General features: G+C 57.6%; 14 protein-coding genes. 7 read left to right on the forward strand and 7 right to left on the reverse strand.

What is annotated here, in order from left to right:
• Window positions 1-821 precede the first annotated feature (821 nt).
• Both ilvA and CA85_RS05995 read left to right on the forward strand, forming a co-directional pair.
• Entirely contained in the window at window positions 822-2,342 is a 1,521-nt protein-coding gene (gene ilvA / locus CA85_RS05990) for a threonine ammonia-lyase, biosynthetic (protein ID WP_146390359.1), read from the forward strand.
• A gap of 51 nt (window positions 2,343-2,393) precedes the next feature.
• Window positions 2,394-3,155 (forward strand): hypothetical protein, encoded by a 762-nt coding sequence (locus CA85_RS05995; protein ID WP_146390360.1) that lies wholly within the window; start codon window positions 2,394-2,396, stop codon window positions 3,153-3,155.
• 32 nt (window positions 3,156-3,187) lie between these two features.
• Here CA85_RS05995 and CA85_RS06000 read toward each other — a convergent pair whose 3' ends face one another.
• The 3 genes from CA85_RS06000 to CA85_RS06010 form a co-directional block, all read right to left on the reverse strand.
• The gene (locus CA85_RS06000) at window positions 3,188-3,568 is read right to left on the reverse strand and encodes a hypothetical protein (protein WP_146390361.1); all 381 of its coding nucleotides are present in this window, start codon (window positions 3,566-3,568) and stop codon (window positions 3,188-3,190) included.
• 100 nt (window positions 3,569-3,668) lie between these two features.
• Window positions 3,669-3,995 (reverse strand): hypothetical protein, encoded by a 327-nt coding sequence (locus CA85_RS06005; protein WP_246112544.1) that lies wholly within the window; start codon window positions 3,993-3,995, stop codon window positions 3,669-3,671.
• A gap of 104 nt (window positions 3,996-4,099) precedes the next feature.
• The gene (locus CA85_RS06010) at window positions 4,100-6,367 is read right to left on the reverse strand and encodes a sulfatase-like hydrolase/transferase (protein WP_146390363.1); all 2,268 of its coding nucleotides are present in this window, start codon (window positions 6,365-6,367) and stop codon (window positions 4,100-4,102) included.
• A gap of 505 nt (window positions 6,368-6,872) precedes the next feature.
• Between CA85_RS06010 and CA85_RS06015 the strand changes: the two genes are divergently transcribed.
• A complete protein-coding gene (locus tag CA85_RS06015) occupies window positions 6,873-7,451 on the forward strand; it encodes an RNA polymerase sigma factor (protein ID WP_146390364.1) in 579 nt (192 codons plus the stop codon).
• A 32-nt stretch (window positions 7,452-7,483) separates the two neighbouring features.
• On the opposite strand, the gene CA85_RS06020 is transcribed toward CA85_RS06015, so the two are convergent.
• Entirely contained in the window at window positions 7,484-7,921 is a 438-nt protein-coding gene (locus CA85_RS06020) for a thioredoxin family protein (protein WP_146390365.1), read from the reverse strand.
• A 211-nt stretch (window positions 7,922-8,132) separates the two neighbouring features.
• Here CA85_RS06020 and CA85_RS06025 point away from each other — a divergent pair, with 211 nt between their 5' ends.
• The gene (locus CA85_RS06025) at window positions 8,133-8,930 is read left to right on the forward strand and encodes a glycosyltransferase family 2 protein (RefSeq protein WP_146390366.1); all 798 of its coding nucleotides are present in this window, start codon (window positions 8,133-8,135) and stop codon (window positions 8,928-8,930) included.
• Window positions 8,931-8,969: 39 nt separating this feature from the next.
• Here the strand turns inward: CA85_RS06025 and tmk are convergent, their stop codons facing one another.
• The 3 genes from tmk to CA85_RS06040 are packed head-to-tail and all read right to left on the reverse strand — an operon-like array spanning window position 8,970 to window position 12,297.
• Window positions 8,970-9,593, reverse strand: a complete 624-nt coding sequence (gene tmk / locus CA85_RS06030; protein ID WP_146390367.1) for a dTMP kinase — start codon at window positions 9,591-9,593, stop codon at window positions 8,970-8,972.
• 23 nt (window positions 9,594-9,616) lie between these two features.
• Window positions 9,617-10,195: a hypothetical protein gene (locus CA85_RS06035; protein ID WP_146390368.1), complete on the reverse strand. Its 579-nt coding sequence runs from the start codon at window positions 10,193-10,195 to the stop codon at window positions 9,617-9,619.
• The gene (locus CA85_RS06040) at window positions 10,192-12,297 is read right to left on the reverse strand and encodes a POT family MFS transporter (protein WP_146390369.1); all 2,106 of its coding nucleotides are present in this window, start codon (window positions 12,295-12,297) and stop codon (window positions 10,192-10,194) included. The genes CA85_RS06035 and CA85_RS06040 overlap by 4 nt, the downstream gene beginning before the upstream one ends.
• A gap of 239 nt (window positions 12,298-12,536) precedes the next feature.
• Here CA85_RS06040 and CA85_RS06045 point away from each other — a divergent pair, with 239 nt between their 5' ends.
• From CA85_RS06045 to CA85_RS26015, 3 genes are all read left to right on the forward strand, one after another.
• Window positions 12,537-13,538, forward strand: coding sequence for an RDD family protein (locus CA85_RS06045; protein WP_146390370.1), 1,002 nt, complete (start codon window positions 12,537-12,539; stop codon window positions 13,536-13,538).
• A gap of 49 nt (window positions 13,539-13,587) precedes the next feature.
• Window positions 13,588-14,448 carry a Nif3-like dinuclear metal center hexameric protein gene (locus tag CA85_RS06050; protein ID WP_146390371.1) on the forward strand — a complete coding sequence of 287 codons (861 nt, stop codon included), beginning with the start codon at window positions 13,588-13,590 and terminating at the stop codon, window positions 14,446-14,448.
• A 173-nt stretch (window positions 14,449-14,621) separates the two neighbouring features.
• Complete coding sequence (locus CA85_RS26015; protein ID WP_146390372.1) at window positions 14,622-18,335, forward strand: preprotein translocase subunit SecA; 3,714 nt, start codon at window positions 14,622-14,624, stop codon at window positions 18,333-18,335.
• The last annotated feature ends 1 nt before the right edge of the window (window position 18,336 follow it).

Here is an 18,336-nt window from a genome sequence, read left to right on the forward strand (position 1 = left end):
CCGAACACAGCAGTCAAGCTTTGTGAGCCGATGATAGTGCCCACCAGCGTGAAAGTAGGTATTGCCAGATTTTTGTTCTTTTAAAGAAACCCTCCAGGTTAAACTGGAGGGTTTTTTTATGCGCGGTCGGGCCGGTTCCGACCGGCCTCGTCCGCTCCGATCGGTCACAGCCCACCGGTGCCTACGGCCGGTAGGAACCGGCCCTACAGATGCTCGTAGGGCCGGTTCCCACCGGCCATCCACCTGTCTGGTCCACCGAGATCGGGTGTAGCTCCCCCTGCGCATTCGGCCGGTAGGAACCGGCCCTACAGATGCTCGTAGGGCCGGTTCCCACCGGCCATCCACCTGGCTTGTCCACTGAGATCGGGTGCAGCTCCCCCGGCGCATACGGCCGGTAGGAACCGGCCCTACAGATGCTCGTAGGGCCGGTTCCCACCGGCCGTCCACCTGGCTTGTCTGCTGAGATTGGGTGTAGCTCCCCGGCGCATACGGCCGGTAGGAACCGGCCCTACAGATGCTCGTAGGGCCGGTTCCCACCGGCCGTCCACCTGGCTTGTCTGCTGAGATTGGGTGTAGCTCCCCGGTGCATATGGCCGGTAGGAACCGGCCCTACGTTCGCTCGTGGGGCCGGTTCCCACGGGCCGTCCACTTGGCTGGTCCGCTGAGATCGGGTGCAGCTCCCCGGCGTATACGGCCGGTGGGAACCGGCCCTACGTATGTTTGCTTGCGACGAACACGCGGAACACTCGCCGATTCACTAGCGATCCGATAGGATGCTTGCTCGCGTTCCAACACGCTGCGTCTTATGGAAATGAGTATTGATGGAAACCCGTTTACTGGACTATCTGCAACGAATCCTCAACGCCAAGGTTTATGATGTGGCGGTGGAATCGCCGCTGGACCCCGCCGCTCGACTATCAGCGCGTCTGAACAATCAGATTTGGCTCAAACGCGAGGATAAGCAGCCTGTCCATAGTTTCAAGCTGCGGGGAGCCTATAATAAAATGGCTCATCTCACGGCCGACGAACTCGCTCGCGGCGTGATCTGCGCCTCGGCAGGGAACCATGCGCAAGGCGTTGCTCTGAGTGCTCGCCAGCTCGGGTGCCGGGCCGTGGTCGTGATGCCCGTCACGACGCCTGCGCTCAAGTCCGATGCGGTAGCTGCCCTCGGGGGCGAGGTGACTCTGTACGGCGACAGCTATTCCGATGCGTACACCCACGCGATGGAACTGATGGGGAAGCATCAGTATGTCTTTGTGCATCCCTTTGACGATCCCGATGTGATCGCGGGCCAGGGAACGATCGGGATGGAAATTTTGCGGCAACACCAACGCCCGATTCACGCCGTGTTTGTGGCGATCGGTGGTGGCGGGCTGATCTCAGGTGTTGCGTCCTACATCAAAGCGGTTCGCCCGGAGACAAAGGTCATCGGCGTGCAGATGTCGGACTCCAACGCCATGATTGAGTCCATCCGCGCCGGACATCCGGTTCCGCTCGCTGATGTGGGTCTGTTTTCTGACGGGACAGCGGTCAAGCGAGTGGGCGACGAAACCTTTCGGCTCGCCCGTGAACTCGTCGATGACTTCATTACCGTCGATACCGACGAGGTCTGCGCTGCGATCAAAGACGCATTCGAAGACACCCGCAGTATTCTTGAGCCCGCCGGCGCGATGGGGATTGCTGGGATGAAACGCTACATCTCCCAACACGATCTCGAAGGGGAAGAACTCGTTGCGATCACCTGTGGCGCCAACATGAACTTCGATCGGCTGCGTTTTGTTGCCGAGCAAGCCGAGGCGGGAGAAGGTCGCGAAGCATTGTTTGCCGTCACGATTCCTGAGGCGCGGGGCAGCTTCATGCGGTTGTGCCAGACGATTGGCCAGCGAAATGTGACCGAGTTCAGCTACCGGCTCTCGGATCGGAAGGAAGCTCATGTTCTCGTCGGACTGACGATCGAAAATCATGACGAAGTCCCTGAGATCAGCCAGGCACTCACTGCGGAAGGTTTTTCGACTCTGGATCTCGTCGATGACGATCTTTCCAAGGCACATCTGCGTTACATGGTCGGCGGGCGCAGCCAGCTCGGCGAGAACGAGCGACTCTATCGCTTCGAGTTTCCCGAACGGCCCGGTGCATTGATGCGGTTCCTCTCGGCGATGCACCCCAATTGGAACATCAGCCTGTTCCATTACCGCAATCAGGGCGCCGATTACGGACGCATCTTGGTCGGGATCCAGGTTCCTGATGAAGAATTGCCCGCGTTCGCCGAGTTCATCGACTCACTGGGCTACCGCTGTACCGACGAATCGAACAACCCAGTTTACCGATTGTTTTTACGGTGAACGGCTTGCAAACTGGCGTCGTCGTCCCCATCCTCCAATAGGTCTCTTTGCTTGCGTACGATTCCCGATCTGCCCGACCGAACCAGCGTGTTGGTTGTTTCCTACCTGACGATCCGGCGCGCGATCGGGATCAGTGGCCTGGCGCTGCCGGTAGTATTGTTGGTGGGCGGCTGGCTCGCGGGAATCCCGATCCAAGAGAATATGAGCAGCTACTACCACACCGGGATGCGGGATATCTTCGTGGGAACTCTGTGTGCGATCGGCGTTTTCCTGTTTTGCTACCAAGGCTACGGATGGGCGGAAAACTGGACCGCGAACCTGGGCGGCGTCTCCGCTCTTGGCATCGCGCTATGCCCCTTGGACTTCCACAGCGACCCGTTGATGCAGAAGTCGGTCCATGGATACCTGCATACCCTCAGTGGTGGCGTCTTCTTTCTGACGCTGGCTTTCTATTCCCTGTATCACTTTCCACGCGAGTCACTCCTGGAAGCGGAGCCGCACCTCTGGGAGCGAAAGTGGATCTACCGGACCAGTGGCGTGGTGATCCTGCTGAGCATGTTCACCATGGGCGTCTACTTATTCTTACTCAATAGGCACTGGAAAGAGATCCTGAACTCCTACCACTTTCTATTCTGGATGGAATCCATTGCGGTCTGGTCGTTCGCTGCCGCGTGGCTGGCCCGAGGCCGCGCCATCATCGCCGACATCGCCGTCGATGTACTGGCGTACTCGAGTGAGTTGCTACTCAAGAAAAAGCATACCAACGGGAGCGCCCGCCAAGAGAGAGACGAAGCCTTGCCAGAGGATCCGTGAGGCGAAACCCAACTGGCCCATCGCTGAGTTTCTCAGTAGGGCCAACGTCGCACGAACCACAGCGGCTTCCGAATCCGGTCGAACCAGCTGAACTGGACGCGGATGTACGCCGAACGCAGGGTCACGCGACGGGTCGCGATATTGAAGTGCCCGAATGTATCAACGAGACAGCACGGAAACGCGATGTTGCGAATGCGGTGACAATCGACGCTCCAGAAAGCCGCAGTCAGCGTCTCATCCTGCCCGGCGATTGGAGTAACCACATAGGAGGTCCAGAAGGTGTCCGTGAACTCAGGATCGGACAGTTTGGCAACTGGATCACCAGCGGGCGAAAGAACATGCCATCCAAAGTCGCGACCGTAGTCAGCGTCCACAATCGACAGGCGGTCTGATAAGGATAGCTTGTTTGCCATACGAACTGAGTAATTTTGGCTCATCCGACGGAAGCGTGCGCAGAGCACAGGGGAAGGGTTTTTCTAGGGATGGCTCTCGTACTCCAATAATCTTGCCAAGTCACCGACCCTTCATCGCCCGGTGGATTGCAATCCATGCCGTGCCAACAACGCCAACCAAGCCACCAAAGCAAGGCGGTTGAGCCGCAAACATGTAGGACTCTGCCCCCATGTCGCCGGTGAACGTCATGCCGAGCCAGATTCCGAATAGTGGAAAAGCGACCATCCCCAACAGGTACGGCCGTGGCGGCATCAGCGCAAAGAGCGGCCAGAGTAGGTACAGGAGTGCGAAACCCAAAAATGCAGCAGGACGTGCGTCGCGGCCCATGAGTGCGACACCGCGGTGAAGCAAGAACATGACCACGAAGGCAATGACAAGAGACGCCACGGCTGTACCAACGGCCTTCGCATGACGTTCGGGCTCAGGTTCGTGTCGCGGCGGGGAGTATGCGTTGTCGTTCGTCAATGGCGATGACCAGCTTCGGCTGGCGGCTAGTGATCGCCGTAGGTTGGTGCGGACCAATCGGCAGGGAGTTTGCCTTGGGGACGGACCAGGTAGGCGTCGTCGGGAATGGGATGATCATCGGCCTGGAGCAACGGGAGGTCGTCAGGCAAATTTTTGAGCTGAAAATCTTTGTACTGGATCTTCATCTCAGGGCCGACGTGGACCTGTACCGCCAAGACACCTTCGAGTGAACGGCCTGATTCGTCGAAGTCGATCAGGTCGGTCGTCAGCTTGCCGTCGATCCAGTGCTGGTGGTGGTTGCCCTGAACGAGCACGCGGTAATCGTGCCATTTCTCGGTGTCGAAGTCGATTGAATCCGGGGCGATGGCGGGTGCGATCTCGGAGTCACTGCCCAAAGTCGTGCCGACGACCCAGGAACGTCCCTCTGGATCGACGACGACTTTCTCGCCGGTGTGTGACAGAATACGGCGTCCCCGCTCCTCATACAGCATGCCGTTGTACTGGGGTGTGTTGGCAACGACATCGCATTGATACCCCGTGACGACGTCCAATCCGATATCGGGTCGGGAGATACCGCGGTACTGAATCCCACTATTGCCTCCTTGGCTGACCTTCACCTTCACACGTAGATCAAAATTTCGCACCGTGGAGTCTTTCCAGGTGATGAAGTGGTTTCGTTTCAGTGAGCCGTCCGTGACTCCCGTCAGGGCCCCGTTCTGGACCGACCAATATTTGGAATCACCGGACCAACGACGCAGTGTTTTGCCATCGAATACGGCCACAACGCCATCTGCGTCGACTCGAGCACCGACGTTTGCGGCGATCTCTGGATGAGGCACCGTCGACTGGCTGAAGGGGGCCTTGAGTTTATCCAGCGGCCCACCGAGCTCCTTGACCCGCTCGGCCAGTCGCTGGCGCATGTCGTTCAAGATGGAGGCGTGATCCGGGTCGCCGGCGAGATTGACGAGTTCATCGGGATCGTTTTTCAGATCATGCAGGAACTCGTAGTTGTCGTCGTCAAAATAGACGACGTATTTAAACCGTTCGTTGCGCAGACCTTCAAAGGCGGGGATCCGATTGCGGACGGCGAAGTGTTCGTGGAAGGATTCCGTGCGCCAGTCTTGAGGTGGGTTACCCGCGACGACAGGTGCGAGGCTGTGACCTTGATATCGCTCGGGAATTTCGGCGCCGGCCCAGTCCAAGAAGGTGGCAGGCAGATCGAGGTTCAGACCGATCGCATCGGTCGTCGTCCCGCGCTGAGATTCAGCGGCTCGTGGGTCCATGACGATCAGGGGCACTCGCAGTGCTTCTTCATAGTGCGACCATTTTCCAGCCAGTCCTCGGTTGGCCATGTAGTAGCCGTTGTCGGCGGAGTAAACGATGATCGTATTGTCAGCGAGTCCCTGTTCGCGAAGCGCCTCCTGAAACCGTCCGATGGCATGGTCGATACCGCTAACCATGCGGTAGTAGGCACGCATGTTCGTTTGATATTTCTCATCGGTATTCCAACGCCAGAAAAATCGCTCGCGATTGATAGTTGTTTTGAGAAAGTCAGGCAGTGCCTCGAAGACCTCCGTCGCATTGAGTGGTGGCGGAGCGATCGTGACATCTTCGTACATCCCATTGGACGATTCAGGCCAGGGATAGTGCCCGATACCAGGTCGGCGGTCGCCGTCTTCGGCATGGCAGGCATTGAACCACAGATTCAACGCGAACGGCTTGTCTTTGGGTTGCTCGCTGAGAAATTCGATGCCGCGGTCGACGATCAAATCAGTTTCATGACGCAAGCTTCCGTCGGGCTGTTTTTTATAGTACGGGTTGCGTCCGATCGCTTCGAACTCGTCGAAATGTTCCTCCCGCTGAAAGCCTTTTGGCATTTTTGCATGCCACTTGCCGAAGTAACCCGTTCGATAACCGTGGTCTCGCAGGATGTCCGAGTAGAGCTCAGCGACGGCATCGGGACGCGTCAGTTCGGGGTTCGCCGAGGTACCGTAGCTGCGCCCGGTCAAGCCGGAAAGGATTGTGGTACGACTAACCCAACAGATCGATTGGCTGACAAACGCGTTGCGAAAACGCACGCCATCAGCGGCAAGCGAGTCGATGTTGGGGGTCTGAATGACTTCGTTGCCGTAGCACCCGAGTGTGCTGGTCGTTTGATCATCGGCAAAGAAGAACACGATGTTGGGCGGTCGTGAACGGTCGGAATCGACACTCGAGCGAGCGGATTGTTCGTCAGCGGGCGCAGCCCCTGGAAGGAAGAAACAGGCGGCGACGATCCATGGAGCAAGTTTCACGAAAGGCTCGGGGCGAAAGGGGCAGGGTAGGGCACATGAGAGGTTTGATTTTAACAGAAACTCAGGGCTGTGACGGTCCTGTCGCCATAAACTCAGTGCAGCTTCGCGAGGCTGCCCCGAGAACGATTCCGGTAGACAAGAAACCGGTCTGCAAGGAACGGGCGGACAGGGAGCCTGCAGACAGGGAAGGCGTTGTTGGGGACCGCGAAGGCAAGGGCTCCACCGAGCCACTCGATTGAGCGGCCGGATTTGCTCAGGGTGTGTCCCGCTATCGATCCGCGTTGCAGTATCGGATGGGGTAACCCGGATAATCGTGTCGTCCCGGCCGCCCGGGTTGCAGTGAAATGGCCGATGAGCAAAACGAAAACTTGCTCTGCGCACCGGTTCGACTTACCATGCAAGGTTAATGGCGGGGTCAGATTGGCCGAAAACGATTGGATTCCCATCTGCATTTGATGAGACTTTCCTTGGCCGCCCTCTCGTTTCCTTTCTCGCGAGTTCACACGTGAGCCTTTCCGACGTCGATCGACTTCTGCTGCAGCGTTGCTTAGACCGTGAACCGCGGGCGTGGGAGAATTTTGTCGATCGCTTTGTTGGCTTGGTTGTCCATGTCGTGCACCGGACGACGGCGGGTCGCGGCGTTAAGATTGATGAAGCAACGCGAGATGACTACGTCGCGGAAGTCTTCTTGGTACTGATCCGGCACGATTTTGCGGTCCTACGCCGGTTCCGCAGACAGTGCTCGTTAGCCACCTATCTAACTGTGATCGCTCGGCGTGTGATCGTCCGCCGGCTGCATCAAAGCCAGCGTGATACGGTGGTGGATGGGACACGTGTGCCACCCCAGGTCGCCACCGATCAACAGGTTGCCGGCAGTTCGATCACAGAGATTCAGCGGATCGATAATGCCGAGGAGATCGAGCATCTGCTCAGTCGCCTGGATGCCCGCGAAGCACATGTGGTGAGAATGTATCATCTCGAAGGCAAGACCTACCACGAGATCAGCCAGGCGGTAGGCGTTAACGAGAACACGATCGGCCCGTTACTGCACCGAGCCCGGCAAAAGATGCACGGCCAATCCTGAGTAGTTTCCCGCTCGCCCCACAGCGAACCCAACTAGTTCGTTGGATCGGCGCTGCGATACATTGCGATCCAGTCTTGGATCTTGTCGCCGCTCATGTAGCCGATCTCGTCGTCGAGAATGTTCCCTTCACGCACCAGCATCAGCACGGGAATGCTCGAAATACCATATCGCTGGGCCAATTCCGGGCTCTCGTCGACGTCGATTTTCAGCACCTCCACATCGGCGGGGAGCTGACCAGACAAAGCCTCGAGTTCACGATCGACTTCGCGGCAAGGCGGACACCACGTGGCTCCGAATTTAACGAGGACTAATTTATCGCTGTCAATATCAGTATCGAATTGGGCGGGAGTCTTCGCCGGGGCCGGTTGCGGTGACTGAGGCGGTTCGCAGCCGGTCCCTGCCAGTGCGATGAAGCCCAACAGGGTAGCGGCGATCAGGAAAGAATGGGATGGTGACAGTTGAGGCTTCATTATAGACCGTCCGAATCAAACTCGAAATTGGGGGCGGTGGCACTGGTCGGTTTACCAGAATCATACACCATGAAAATGAACTTTCAGCGATTTGCTCCGCCGAATTTCCGCTGTTCGGACGTCATGGAGTCAATCGCGGTGACGGGAAAATGTGCCGTTGAGCCATTATCAAGATAACGATCCTTCCACTCGTTCCACATTGAAAGCATCCATGCCTGATCCTGTTCGCAATCATACCGCTCCCCAAGAGACCTCGTCGCCAACGAATTCGTCGCATTGGTTGACCGCGTTGCCGGTCTACAACGAGGTTAAATACCTCGACGACGTGCTCGATCAAGTACTGCGGCATAGCGATCGGATCCTAGTGGTCGATGATGGCAGCACGGATGGGACCGCCGACAAGCTCGATGGGCGGCAAAAAGCGATGCCCGATCGCATTGACGTCATCCACCATACCCAGAACCGTGGATACGGTGCGGGTTTGCAAAGTGCCTTTGGATACACGCTCGATCATGGTTACGCGGGCTTGGTCACGTTGGATTGCGACGGCCAACACCAGCCGCACCGAATTCCGAGTTTTATCGAGGCAGCGGCAGCTGCGGACATCGTTTCAGGCAGCCGTTACCTGAAAAAATACGAAGGCGATGACGAACCGCCTGCGGAGCGCATGTCGATCAACCGGCGGATCACCGCCGAGTTGAATGAGCGGTTGGGGTTCGAGCTGACCGACGCGTTCTGCGGGTTCAAAGCCTACAGTGCTGCTGCGCTGCGAGCGATGACGATCACCAACAACGGCTACGCCATGCCACTGGAGCTGTGGGTGCAAGCGGCTGCCGCGAAGCTGCGGGTGATTGAGCTTCCCGTACCACTGATCTACCTCGATCTGGAAAGGTCTTTCGGTGGCTCACTCGACCAGGCAGAAACCCGGTTGAAGTACTACAACGAGGTATTGGAGGGAGCGATCGAGTCGGTTCGTCAGGAAGGGCGGTTGCCCGATACGGTCTGCTGAAGGCGATCGGGCGCGGCTCAAACGGCCGAGCCAAGATGACTAGGATTCCCGCACCGCATCAATGACACGCTGAGCAACCTCATCGACGTCACCTGCTGCCGAGACGACGACGCCTCGCCCGCCCGTCGCAGGGAGCTGGTGCAAGAACGCTTGGCGAACCCGCTCGAGATAGTCGCATCCTCGCGCCTCCATGCGGTCCACTTTTTCACCGAGTCTCCCGTAGGCCTGATCGACTGTTAGGTCCAGCAGCAGCGTGAGGTCGGGGTGCAAACCGCCGCAAGCGAGGTGCCCCATCTGCCAGAGCGTTTCCGCTGATACCTGTGGAGTGCCCTCAACATCGTTGGTGCTCTGATAGACCACATTGGCGAGCAAAAAACGATCTGAGATGATAGTTTTGCCGGCCTCGAGGGCTGGTCGCAGCACCGTCTCGATCATTTCACAGCGACTCGCCATGAACAGCATCGCTTCGGTGCGGCGGTGCATCGTCAGGTCTCCATCGAGCAACATCCCGCGAAGTTGCTGCCCGATCTCGGTCGTGCCAGGGTCCCGGACGACGAGCACATCGGCGCCTTGGCCACGCAGCCACTCCGCGAGCCGTTCGATCTGGGTCGACTTGCCGACACCGTCGATACCATCGAGCGAGAGAAAGCGTGGAAGCGTCATAGGAACTTGCTAAGCGAGGGAGACTACTGCGCCGGATTCGAAAAGTTGCCTGAAGCACCGACGATTGGCAGGTGCTCGTACTGCGTCACGACCCAACCGCCATTGGCTTGATCGGCCTGGCCGTCGCGTTTTTCCAAAGTAAGGAGTAGTCGCCGGGGCACACGAAAATTATGCAAGCCACCTCGCTGGTTGCTGACTTCGACTTTCACTGTCATATCCACGTCCGCCTGCATCGGGACTGTCTCCTCGATCAGGCGAATACTGCGGATGCTGCCCACGTCGGCTTGACTGAATTCCCACTGCGGCAGCTCAAGGAGCGCTCTTCGGCGAACACCTTCGTCCCCGATGACGGCGACAGCCCGCTGGTGATCATTCGCTTCGACTGCGTCGGCCGTTTGATAAATCAAACGCTCGATCTGCTCGCGATCGGTAACCCAATTCTCCGACACAATCCAAGCAACAGGAATCAGGCAGGCAAGAATGGCTCCCGCGATGGCGAGTTGTTTCCGTCCCGATTGCAACCATCCATAGATCAAACTCGCAGCTAGGATTCCTAGCATCAGAGTGATGAGCAGGGGGCTTTCGGCGATCAATCGTGTCATGATGAGAGAGACTCGTCGGCAAGCGATTTTTCGTGCAGAACGCCTTCGGAATCATCTTGGATGTAGGTTTTTTCTTTATAGAAATAACCCACAGGAACGAAGATCACAGCGGCGACGAAAATGCATCCCGTCCAAAACCAGAAGTAGGCGGCTCCTTCGAGCAACACCCGGCCACCGATGGCGTAATTACGGGAGAACGTAGCCTCCGTTCCGCCACCCCGGGCCTGATCGATGTCGGCTTTTGCTGCGGCGATCTTTTCCGGATCCCCTTGGCCGAGCAATTCGATCTTACGTCGTTCCAGCCAGCTGTAGGCTACCTGTTCCTCGTCGTCATTGGGACGCTGCAGAATTCCTGTCAGGGTTTCGTCCCACTTCGTGCCATCGATACCGTCGGCGCCTGTGGAGACAAGCTGGTAGCGATCGCGTGAAATCAGCTTGTATTCGATCGGGTTTCCATGCGCGTCTTGAAGACCTTCGAGCAAAGAGCTGATCTGCGCGACACTCGGCAGACTATCGCCCGATTCGCTTGCTCCAGCGAAGAACGATTGCTCAATCTTGTCCGCAGCATCTTCAAAGATGGGCTTCGATGCGTTGGACATCGATTGCATCAGCCCCTCGTTATCGATGCTGATTACGATGTCGTCGTCACCGCCGGTCGCACCGTCTGGCCCAGCAATCGAGAGTTGTCGAATTTTGGCATCGGCGCTCTCCACGGGCAGGACGGTGGATGTGAACTCACCGTCGGTGATCGTGGCGCCGGGGGTGAGTTTGTCGGGGGTAAGATCGCTGACCAATCCCGTCACAGCGGGGGTTTGGATGAAGTGGTTGACCGAGGCGGTGAAAACATTCCCCAGCGAAACAGAGAGCAGGAACAACGCCATCACAATCGATTTCATGCTCTTGGGCGACTGGGTGTAGGCGAATTCCAATCCGGTGATCGAGACCATCACCTCCGAAGCGGTCAAAACGATGTACGCCAGGAACAGCCAGCCCAGGGAGGGCTCCAATCCCGAGTCGATTCTCTCCTGCAGGATCGACACGATCGCGAAGCCGCCCGCCATCACAAACAAACCGATCGAGATCTTGCGGATCGGTGTGAGCGTGAAGACACGGTTGATCGCGGGATAGATCAAGAACTGAAAGAGCGGAATGAGCATCAGAATGAAGAACGGATTGACAGCCTGAATCTGCGATTCGAGCCAGGTCATCCCGAGGAAGGTGCGGTCAAGATTCTTCGATTGCAGTACCCAGGAGGAGCCCGTTTGATCAAACAGCGCCCAGAAGACGGCGATGAACGAAAAGATGATCATCAATTTCAAGATCGCCGAAATCCCTGTCCAACTGAAGGTTTCCCGGATGAAGGCCATTCCGCCCGGCGGGATGTGAACAAATTTCTTTCGGCCAAGCCAGAACAGAAATGTTGCCACCGCCATCAGGACGCCCGGAATTCCGAATGCCCAGTGCGGCCCATAGTGTTGGAGTACCCAGGGTGTCAGCAACGAGGAAAAGCATGCCCCCAGGTTGATACTGAAATAGAACCATTGGTAGACCTTGGTGAGCAAATGCTGATTGGACTGCCCAAATTGGTCGCCGACGTTGGCAGACACACAGGGCTTGATGCCCCCCGACCCAATCGAGATCAACAACAGACCGATGAACAGCCACATGCCCGCGCTCACCGGTGGCGTCCCCATCAGGGCCAGCGCCGCGTGGCCGATGCAGTACACAATCGAAAGGTACAGGATCGTGCGATACTTGCCTAAGAAGACGTCGGCCAACAACGCACCAAAGACGGGAAAGAAATAGGCCGCGGCGGTGAAAGTGTGGAAATGCTCGGTCGCTTCGGCATTACTCATCCCTGCGCCCGTCGACGGTGCAGAGTTGCCCATCCAGTGCAGATATTCGACCATGAAGATCGTCAAAATGGCCTTCATGCCGTAGAAGCTGAATCGCTCGGCAGCTTCATTGCCAATGATGTAAGGGATCCCGCTGGGCATCCCCGGCTCAGCAGACGGACGAGTGCGATAAGCCAAAGACGATTCCCCCGATTTCGATTCGAGATCGGAGTCCGGAGTGGCTGGGTCGTCTGCGGGTGATGACATCGAGATCCTCTCGGAGGAATTTTTACCGCCTACCCGAACAGGGGTCTGACCCTTGGGAGGCGAAATCATTTGACATGGTTTTCAACAGCCTCGCCGGAGAGGGTCAGACCCCTTTTCGGATAGGCACTTCGGACGCCGGTGACAGAACCGAAGGGACATGGTTGCGTAAACTTAGCAAAAAACGAGCGTCCGCGAGCAAATGCTACTTGGGACAGCGAGATTCGGGTAGATTAATTGCCATGTCCAACGCATCCACCGTCGATACCGCTACTGCGAGCACCACAGAAACGGCCGTAGGGCAACGAGAAGATGCTTCGACGACAGCTTCTCCCGACGCGGTCTCGCGGCCGCTCGATACGACCATCGAGGTCGTGACGCCGGAGAATATCGCCTTTGAGTACCAGTTGGCGGGTCCGTTTCGGCGGTTGCCCGCTTATCTCGTTGACCTGTTGGTTCGCTACGGCATCATGCTCTGCATCGTATTGACGTTGTGGTTTGTGGTCGGAATGCTGGCCATCGAGGTGCTCGGGGCGTTCGCCATTAGCGTTACTCTCGTCAGCTATTTTCTCATCAGCTGGTTCTACGGCGCCGTCATGGAGACCTATTTCAATGGGCGGACGGTTGGGAAATGGATGTTCGGGATCCGGGTGATCGATGTCGATGGATGCCCGATTACCGGTCGCCGGGCCGTCGTCCGCAATCTGTTGCGGGTCGCCGATTTGGCCCCCATGTCGGCGCTCCCTCAAGTCGCGATGGAGGTGCCCCCTGTGTTCTTCATCCCGACAGGAATCATTGGCTTGATCAGCGTCATCTGCACCCGGCGAATGCAACGACTCGGCGACATCGCCGCTGGTACGATGGTGATCGTTGACGAGAAATCTTGGCGGTTGCCGATCACAAAGATTGACGATCCCCGCGCCGCGCCGCTAGCGTCGTTCATTCCCGGAGACTACTGCGTTTCGCGGAGCATGGCCCGAACGCTCGCCGTTTACGTCGAGCGGCGGCACTATTTAACTCCCGGTCGCCGAGCCGAGATCGCTCGCCACCTGGCCATTCCTCTGATTGAACGCTTTGATTTTGTCTCCAATGTCGATTTTGACCTGCTGATGCTGGCGCTCTACCATCGCACATTTCTCGCAGATCCAGCCGATGAACCGGCAAACTTAGGGCCGTTGGCGGGGTACAGCCCCCTGCGACGTGACCAACAACAGCCCGCCCCGGCACGCATTGCAGCCGAGTAACAAGCATTGCCCCCAAGCTCAACATCCCCACCATTTCGAATAGGAAATCATGCAAGTCCAACACTTCTGTCAAGCGATGGCTGAGCAGGCACCTCTGCGACTGGCCGAAGATTGGGATAACGTCGGGCTACTGTTAGGAGATCGCTCCGCACCGGCGTCGCGGGTGATGACTTGTCTGACCGTCACGCCCGACGTCGTCGACGAAGCCGAAGCAGAGGACGTCGATCTCCTGATCGCCCATCACCCGCTGCCGTTCCAGCCCCTGCGAAAAATCACCACCGATGCCGCTGCAGGGAAACTCGTGTGGAGACTATGCCGAAATGCAACGGCTCTCTATAGCGCCCATACCGCCTATGACTCCGCGCCGGGCGGCATTAACGATCAATGGTGCGAGTCCTTGGCCTTGAGTAGGTTGGGAGTGTTGATTCCGGCAGGGGAGAAGCTTCCCGCGTCGCAGCTGTCCGCTGAGGATGGGGCAGGGCGGTATGGAGAAATTTCTGCAGCACGGCCCGCACACGAAATTTTAACAGCCGCGGCTGTATTTTCTGGCGCGACGCGGACGCGGATGGTGGGCGACTGCGATCGCGCAGTCCAACGAATTGGCATCGCCTGTGGCAGTGGTGGCAGCTTTGTTGGCGCCGCCCACCGCCTCGGTTGCGACATGCTGCTGACGGGCGAAGCCACCTTTCACACCTGCTTGGAGGCGGAAAACACGGGATTAACGCTCGGCATGCTTGGACACTATGCTAGCGAACGGTTCGCGATGGAGAGTCTGGCCCAGCGTTTGCAAACTCTGCCATCGCTAGTCAAAATCCATGCCAAATCGGCTCAATCCGATGACTTTCGCGTCTGGGCGAGTCGTCGCGAGCGTGATGTGATCGCAGTTGACCCAATTTCGCCAAACCCGTAACGTGGAACATTGGCACGGTTTACGCAAGAATCTATCCGAAATCCCTGAGCCGACAGTGTCCACTGCAGGTTTTTTCGAGGTTTTCCGATGGGTTCTTCACCGCAGGTTTTTGCTTCCTTTCGGCACCACCGCGCCGCTTCGCCCACGACATTCTTCACCCTTAAAAAAACTCTATGTCCATTTTCGAGCGTCTCTGGGACCTCCTCGGTCTCGTTTTCGGCGGAACCTTTGAACGGGTCGGCCAGCTTGCCACCAGCGTTTTTGGCTCGGCCAATGCGCGGCATGTCGCCAAGCTACAAGAACGTGTCGAACAGATCAACGCGTTGGAATCGAAGTACGAGGCCTTTTCCGATGAGGAGCTGCGCGCCCAGACGGAGTTGTTCCGCAAGCGGCTGCGCGAAGGCGAAACGCTCGATGATTTGCTCGTAGAGGCCTTTGCCGTCTGTCGCGAGGGCGGCAAGCGATTTCTCAACATGCGTCACTACGACGTTCAATTGGTTGGGGGCATGGTGTTGCATGCTGGCGGAATCGCGGAAATGGTCACTGGGGAGGGGAAAACCCTCGTGGCGACGTTGCCGGCCTACCTCAATGCCCTCGAGGGCAAGGGCGTTCACGTCATCACGGTCAACGATTACCTAGCCCGCCGCGACATGGAGTGGATGGCACCATTGTGCATGAACCTCGGACTGACGATTAACGCCATTCAGTCCGGTATGAGCACCGCCGAAAAACAGGCCGCCTACCAGTGCGACATCACCTACGGAACCAACAACGAATTCGGGTTCGATTATCTGCGTGACAACATGCGGCCGGCCGCCAAGGGCGACGACCGCTTCCCCAGTGATGCGCAGCAGTGCCAGGGCCCGCTCAATTTTGCCATTATCGATGAAGTCGACAATATTCTGATCGATGAAGCCCGTACGCCCCTGATCATCAGCGGTCCAGCCGATCTCGATCTCGGTCGCTACGCCGAGGCGGATCGAGTCGCCCGGCAGCTGCAAAAGGAGCTGCACTTCACCGTCGATGAGAAACAACACAATGTGACGCTCACCGACGATGGCGTTCGCGCCGCCGAGGAACTCGCCGGTGTCGAGAGTTTCTACACCGCAGGGAACATGGAGTGGCCGCACCTGATCGATAATTCGCTCAAAGCCCACTATCTCTACAAACTCGACGTCAACTACGTCGTCAAAGACCAACAGATCGTCATCGTGGACGAATTCACCGGCCGCCTGATGGAAGGGCGTCAGTGGTCCGATGGATTGCACCAGGCTTGCGAAGCCAAGGAAGGGGTGCCGATCAAGCAGGAAACGCAGACGTTCGCCACCGCGTCGCTGCAGAACATCTTCAAGATGTACAAAAAGCTATCGGGCATGACCGGCACGGCAATGACAGAGGCCGACGAGTTCTGGAAGATTTACAAACTCGACGTGGTCGCGATCCCGACACACCGAGAGCTGCAGCGAATTGAACATGCTGACTTGATCTATCTCAACGAGAAAGACAAGTTCCGCGCGATCGCCGATGACGTCGAACGCGCTCACAAGTGGGATGTGCTGTCCCTCAAGGACGGTTCTGAAATCTGGGGTAAGATCCAAAGCGAGACGGAGGACGCCGTCTCCATGATTGCCAAGAACGAGAAACAGCCCGAAAGCATTCCGCGGGCGAAAATCACGCAGGTCGAACGCGCCGGTCGGCCCGTTCTCGTTGGCACAGTCAGTATCGAGAAGAGCGAACGGCTCAGCCATATGCTCGAAACCCGCGGCATCCCACACGACGTTCTCAACGCGAAACAGCACGGCCGGGAAGCGGATATCGTTGCCCAAGCCGGCCGGATCGGCGCCGTCACGATCGCGACGAACATGGCCGGACGCGGTACCGACATTATCCTCGGTGGTAACCCCGAGACGATGGCATGGGCCCAATTGCAACACACCTATCCGACCCGGCTGGAAGTGCCCGACGACGTCTGGAAAAAGCTCGTTGACGAGATCGATGAGAAGGAACAGATGAGCGCCGAAGGCGAGGTGGTTCGCGATCTCGGTGGCCTCTACGTGCTCGGCACCGAACGACACGAATCACGCCGGATCGACCTGCAGCTTCGTGGTCGTTGCGGTCGTCAGGGCGATCCCGGCGGCAGTCGGTTCTTCTTGTCGCTCGAAGACGACTTGATGCGGATCTTTGCTGGAGATTTCGTCAAAAGCGTGATGGAACGCATGGGTATGCAGGAGGGCGAAGCGATCGAATCCTCGCTCGTTACCCGCCGGATCGCGGCAGCTCAGAAGAAGGTCGAGGAACGCAACTTCGAAATTCGCAAAAGCCTGCTCGAATACGATGAGGTCATGGACGAGCAACGCAAACGCGTCTACCGCTATCGACAGAATCTGCTCGATGGTCACTCCTCACGCAACATGATTCTCGGCCTGATCCGCTCCGAGATCGATACCCACGTGGAGACTTTCCTCGATCCGAACTATGGGATCGAAACCTTCGCGACTTTTGCCGGCGGGCAACTGCAGTGTCAACTCGATGCCCGCGATTTCTCGAACATGGATTTCGAGATGGCCGATAGCTACGCCAAGGATCAAGCCGAGCGTAAATCAGAAGTCACCATCGCCGAAGCTGTCGAAGAAAACCTGCCCAGCGGCATGGAAGACGAGTGGAACTGGAAAGCGATGGCCACGTGGGCAAACACGCGTCTGCAGACCAATTATCAAGACCACCAACTCAAGCGACTCGAACGCGAGGAAATGGTCGACGATTTCATCGCGAAAGCCCATGCCCTGATCGAGAGCACCGATCTTAGTGAAGGCGAACCACTCCTCGACGCCGAGTACGGCCTCCGTGTTCTGTGCGCATGGATGCGAAACAAGTTTGGTATCGAAACCACACCGGATGAGTTCCGCGATACCGAGGATACTCGCAAGGTGTCCGAAACACTGATGCAGCGCGCCGAAGCGGCCTACACCGAGAAGGAAGCCGAGTACCCCGTGCTGACAGGGATTTCTCGATTCACCGAGAACCAAGGCTCGCAAGTCTCGCTCGACCGAGAAGGTTTGATCGAATGGGTCAAGGGTCGCTTCGAAACCAATCTGTCAGTGGATGAGATCAAACTCAATCGCGACGATCTGAAACAGCAACTGATCCAGCACAGCAAGTCGTCGGCAGGTCAGTCTCTCGACGCCCAAGAACAAGCCAATGCGAAGGTCGCTGAGATCTTTTCAGCCGCGGACGACGAATCCACCGCCTTGCTGGCCAGTGGCGACAGCGGGCGACTGGAGAGGCTCGTCGAGTGGCTCGGCAGTGAACTGAATCACGACACCACGGTCGAGGATCTCGCACGAATGGATCGGGGCGAATTGATGCTCGCAGTGCAAGGCGCCGTCGACGACCGGTTCTACCCAGAAATGCGGCGAATGGAACGGCAGATTCTGCTCAATATCGTTGACGATGCATGGAAAAATCACCTGCTGACGATGGATCATCTCCGCAGCAGTGTGGGGCTCAAGGGCTACGCCCAAATGGATCCCAAAGTCGAATATAAACGCGAAGGGATGCGGATGTTCGAAACGATGTGGGGATCGATCGGCGAGCGTGTCTCCGAACTGATCTTCCGCATGGAATCATTCAATGAGGCCTTCATTCGCAGCACGTGGGTGGATGCCCGGCCACGTCACGACGACGCCAACCAGGCCGGTTCGGTCGCCAGTATGGCGAGCGACACCGCCGCACAGCGAGCCGCATCAGGCAGCGAAGGACGTGGCGAAGGAGAGGAAATCAAACCAGAGCCCATTCGCAAAGACGAACCTCGCGTCGGCCGAAACTCGCCATGCCCGTGCGGCAGTGGCAAAAAGTACAAATCCTGCTGCATGAGAAAAATGGCTTAGC

This window comes from Allorhodopirellula solitaria (genome assembly GCF_007859855.1).
GTDB classification, from domain to species: Bacteria; Planctomycetota; Planctomycetia; order Pirellulales; family Pirellulaceae; genus Rhodopirellula; species Rhodopirellula solitaria.

What these genes read in the sequence shown, in the direction of transcription:
- ilvA (WP_146390359.1), top strand. Translation starts at nt 822, where the DNA reads ATGGAAACCCGTTTACTGGACTATCTGCAACGAATCCTCAACGCCAAG.
- CA85_RS06000 (WP_146390361.1), bottom strand. Translation starts at nt 3,568, where the DNA reads ATGGCAAACAAGCTATCCTTATCAGACCGCCTGTCGATTGTGGACGCT.
- CA85_RS06020 (WP_146390365.1), bottom strand. Translation starts at nt 7,921, where the DNA reads ATGAAGCCTCAACTGTCACCATCCCATTCTTTCCTGATCGCCGCTACC.
- CA85_RS06025 (WP_146390366.1), top strand. Translation starts at nt 8,133, where the DNA reads ATGCCTGATCCTGTTCGCAATCATACCGCTCCCCAAGAGACCTCGTCG.
- tmk (WP_146390367.1), bottom strand. Translation starts at nt 9,593, where the DNA reads ATGACGCTTCCACGCTTTCTCTCGCTCGATGGTATCGACGGTGTCGGC.
- CA85_RS06035 (WP_146390368.1), bottom strand. Translation starts at nt 10,195, where the DNA reads ATGACACGATTGATCGCCGAAAGCCCCCTGCTCATCACTCTGATGCTA.
- CA85_RS06040 (WP_146390369.1), bottom strand. Translation starts at nt 12,297, where the DNA reads ATGTCATCACCCGCAGACGACCCAGCCACTCCGGACTCCGATCTCGAA.
- CA85_RS06045 (WP_146390370.1), top strand. Translation starts at nt 12,537, where the DNA reads ATGTCCAACGCATCCACCGTCGATACCGCTACTGCGAGCACCACAGAA.
- CA85_RS06050 (WP_146390371.1), top strand. Translation starts at nt 13,588, where the DNA reads ATGCAAGTCCAACACTTCTGTCAAGCGATGGCTGAGCAGGCACCTCTG.
- CA85_RS26015 (WP_146390372.1), top strand. Translation starts at nt 14,622, where the DNA reads ATGTCCATTTTCGAGCGTCTCTGGGACCTCCTCGGTCTCGTTTTCGGC.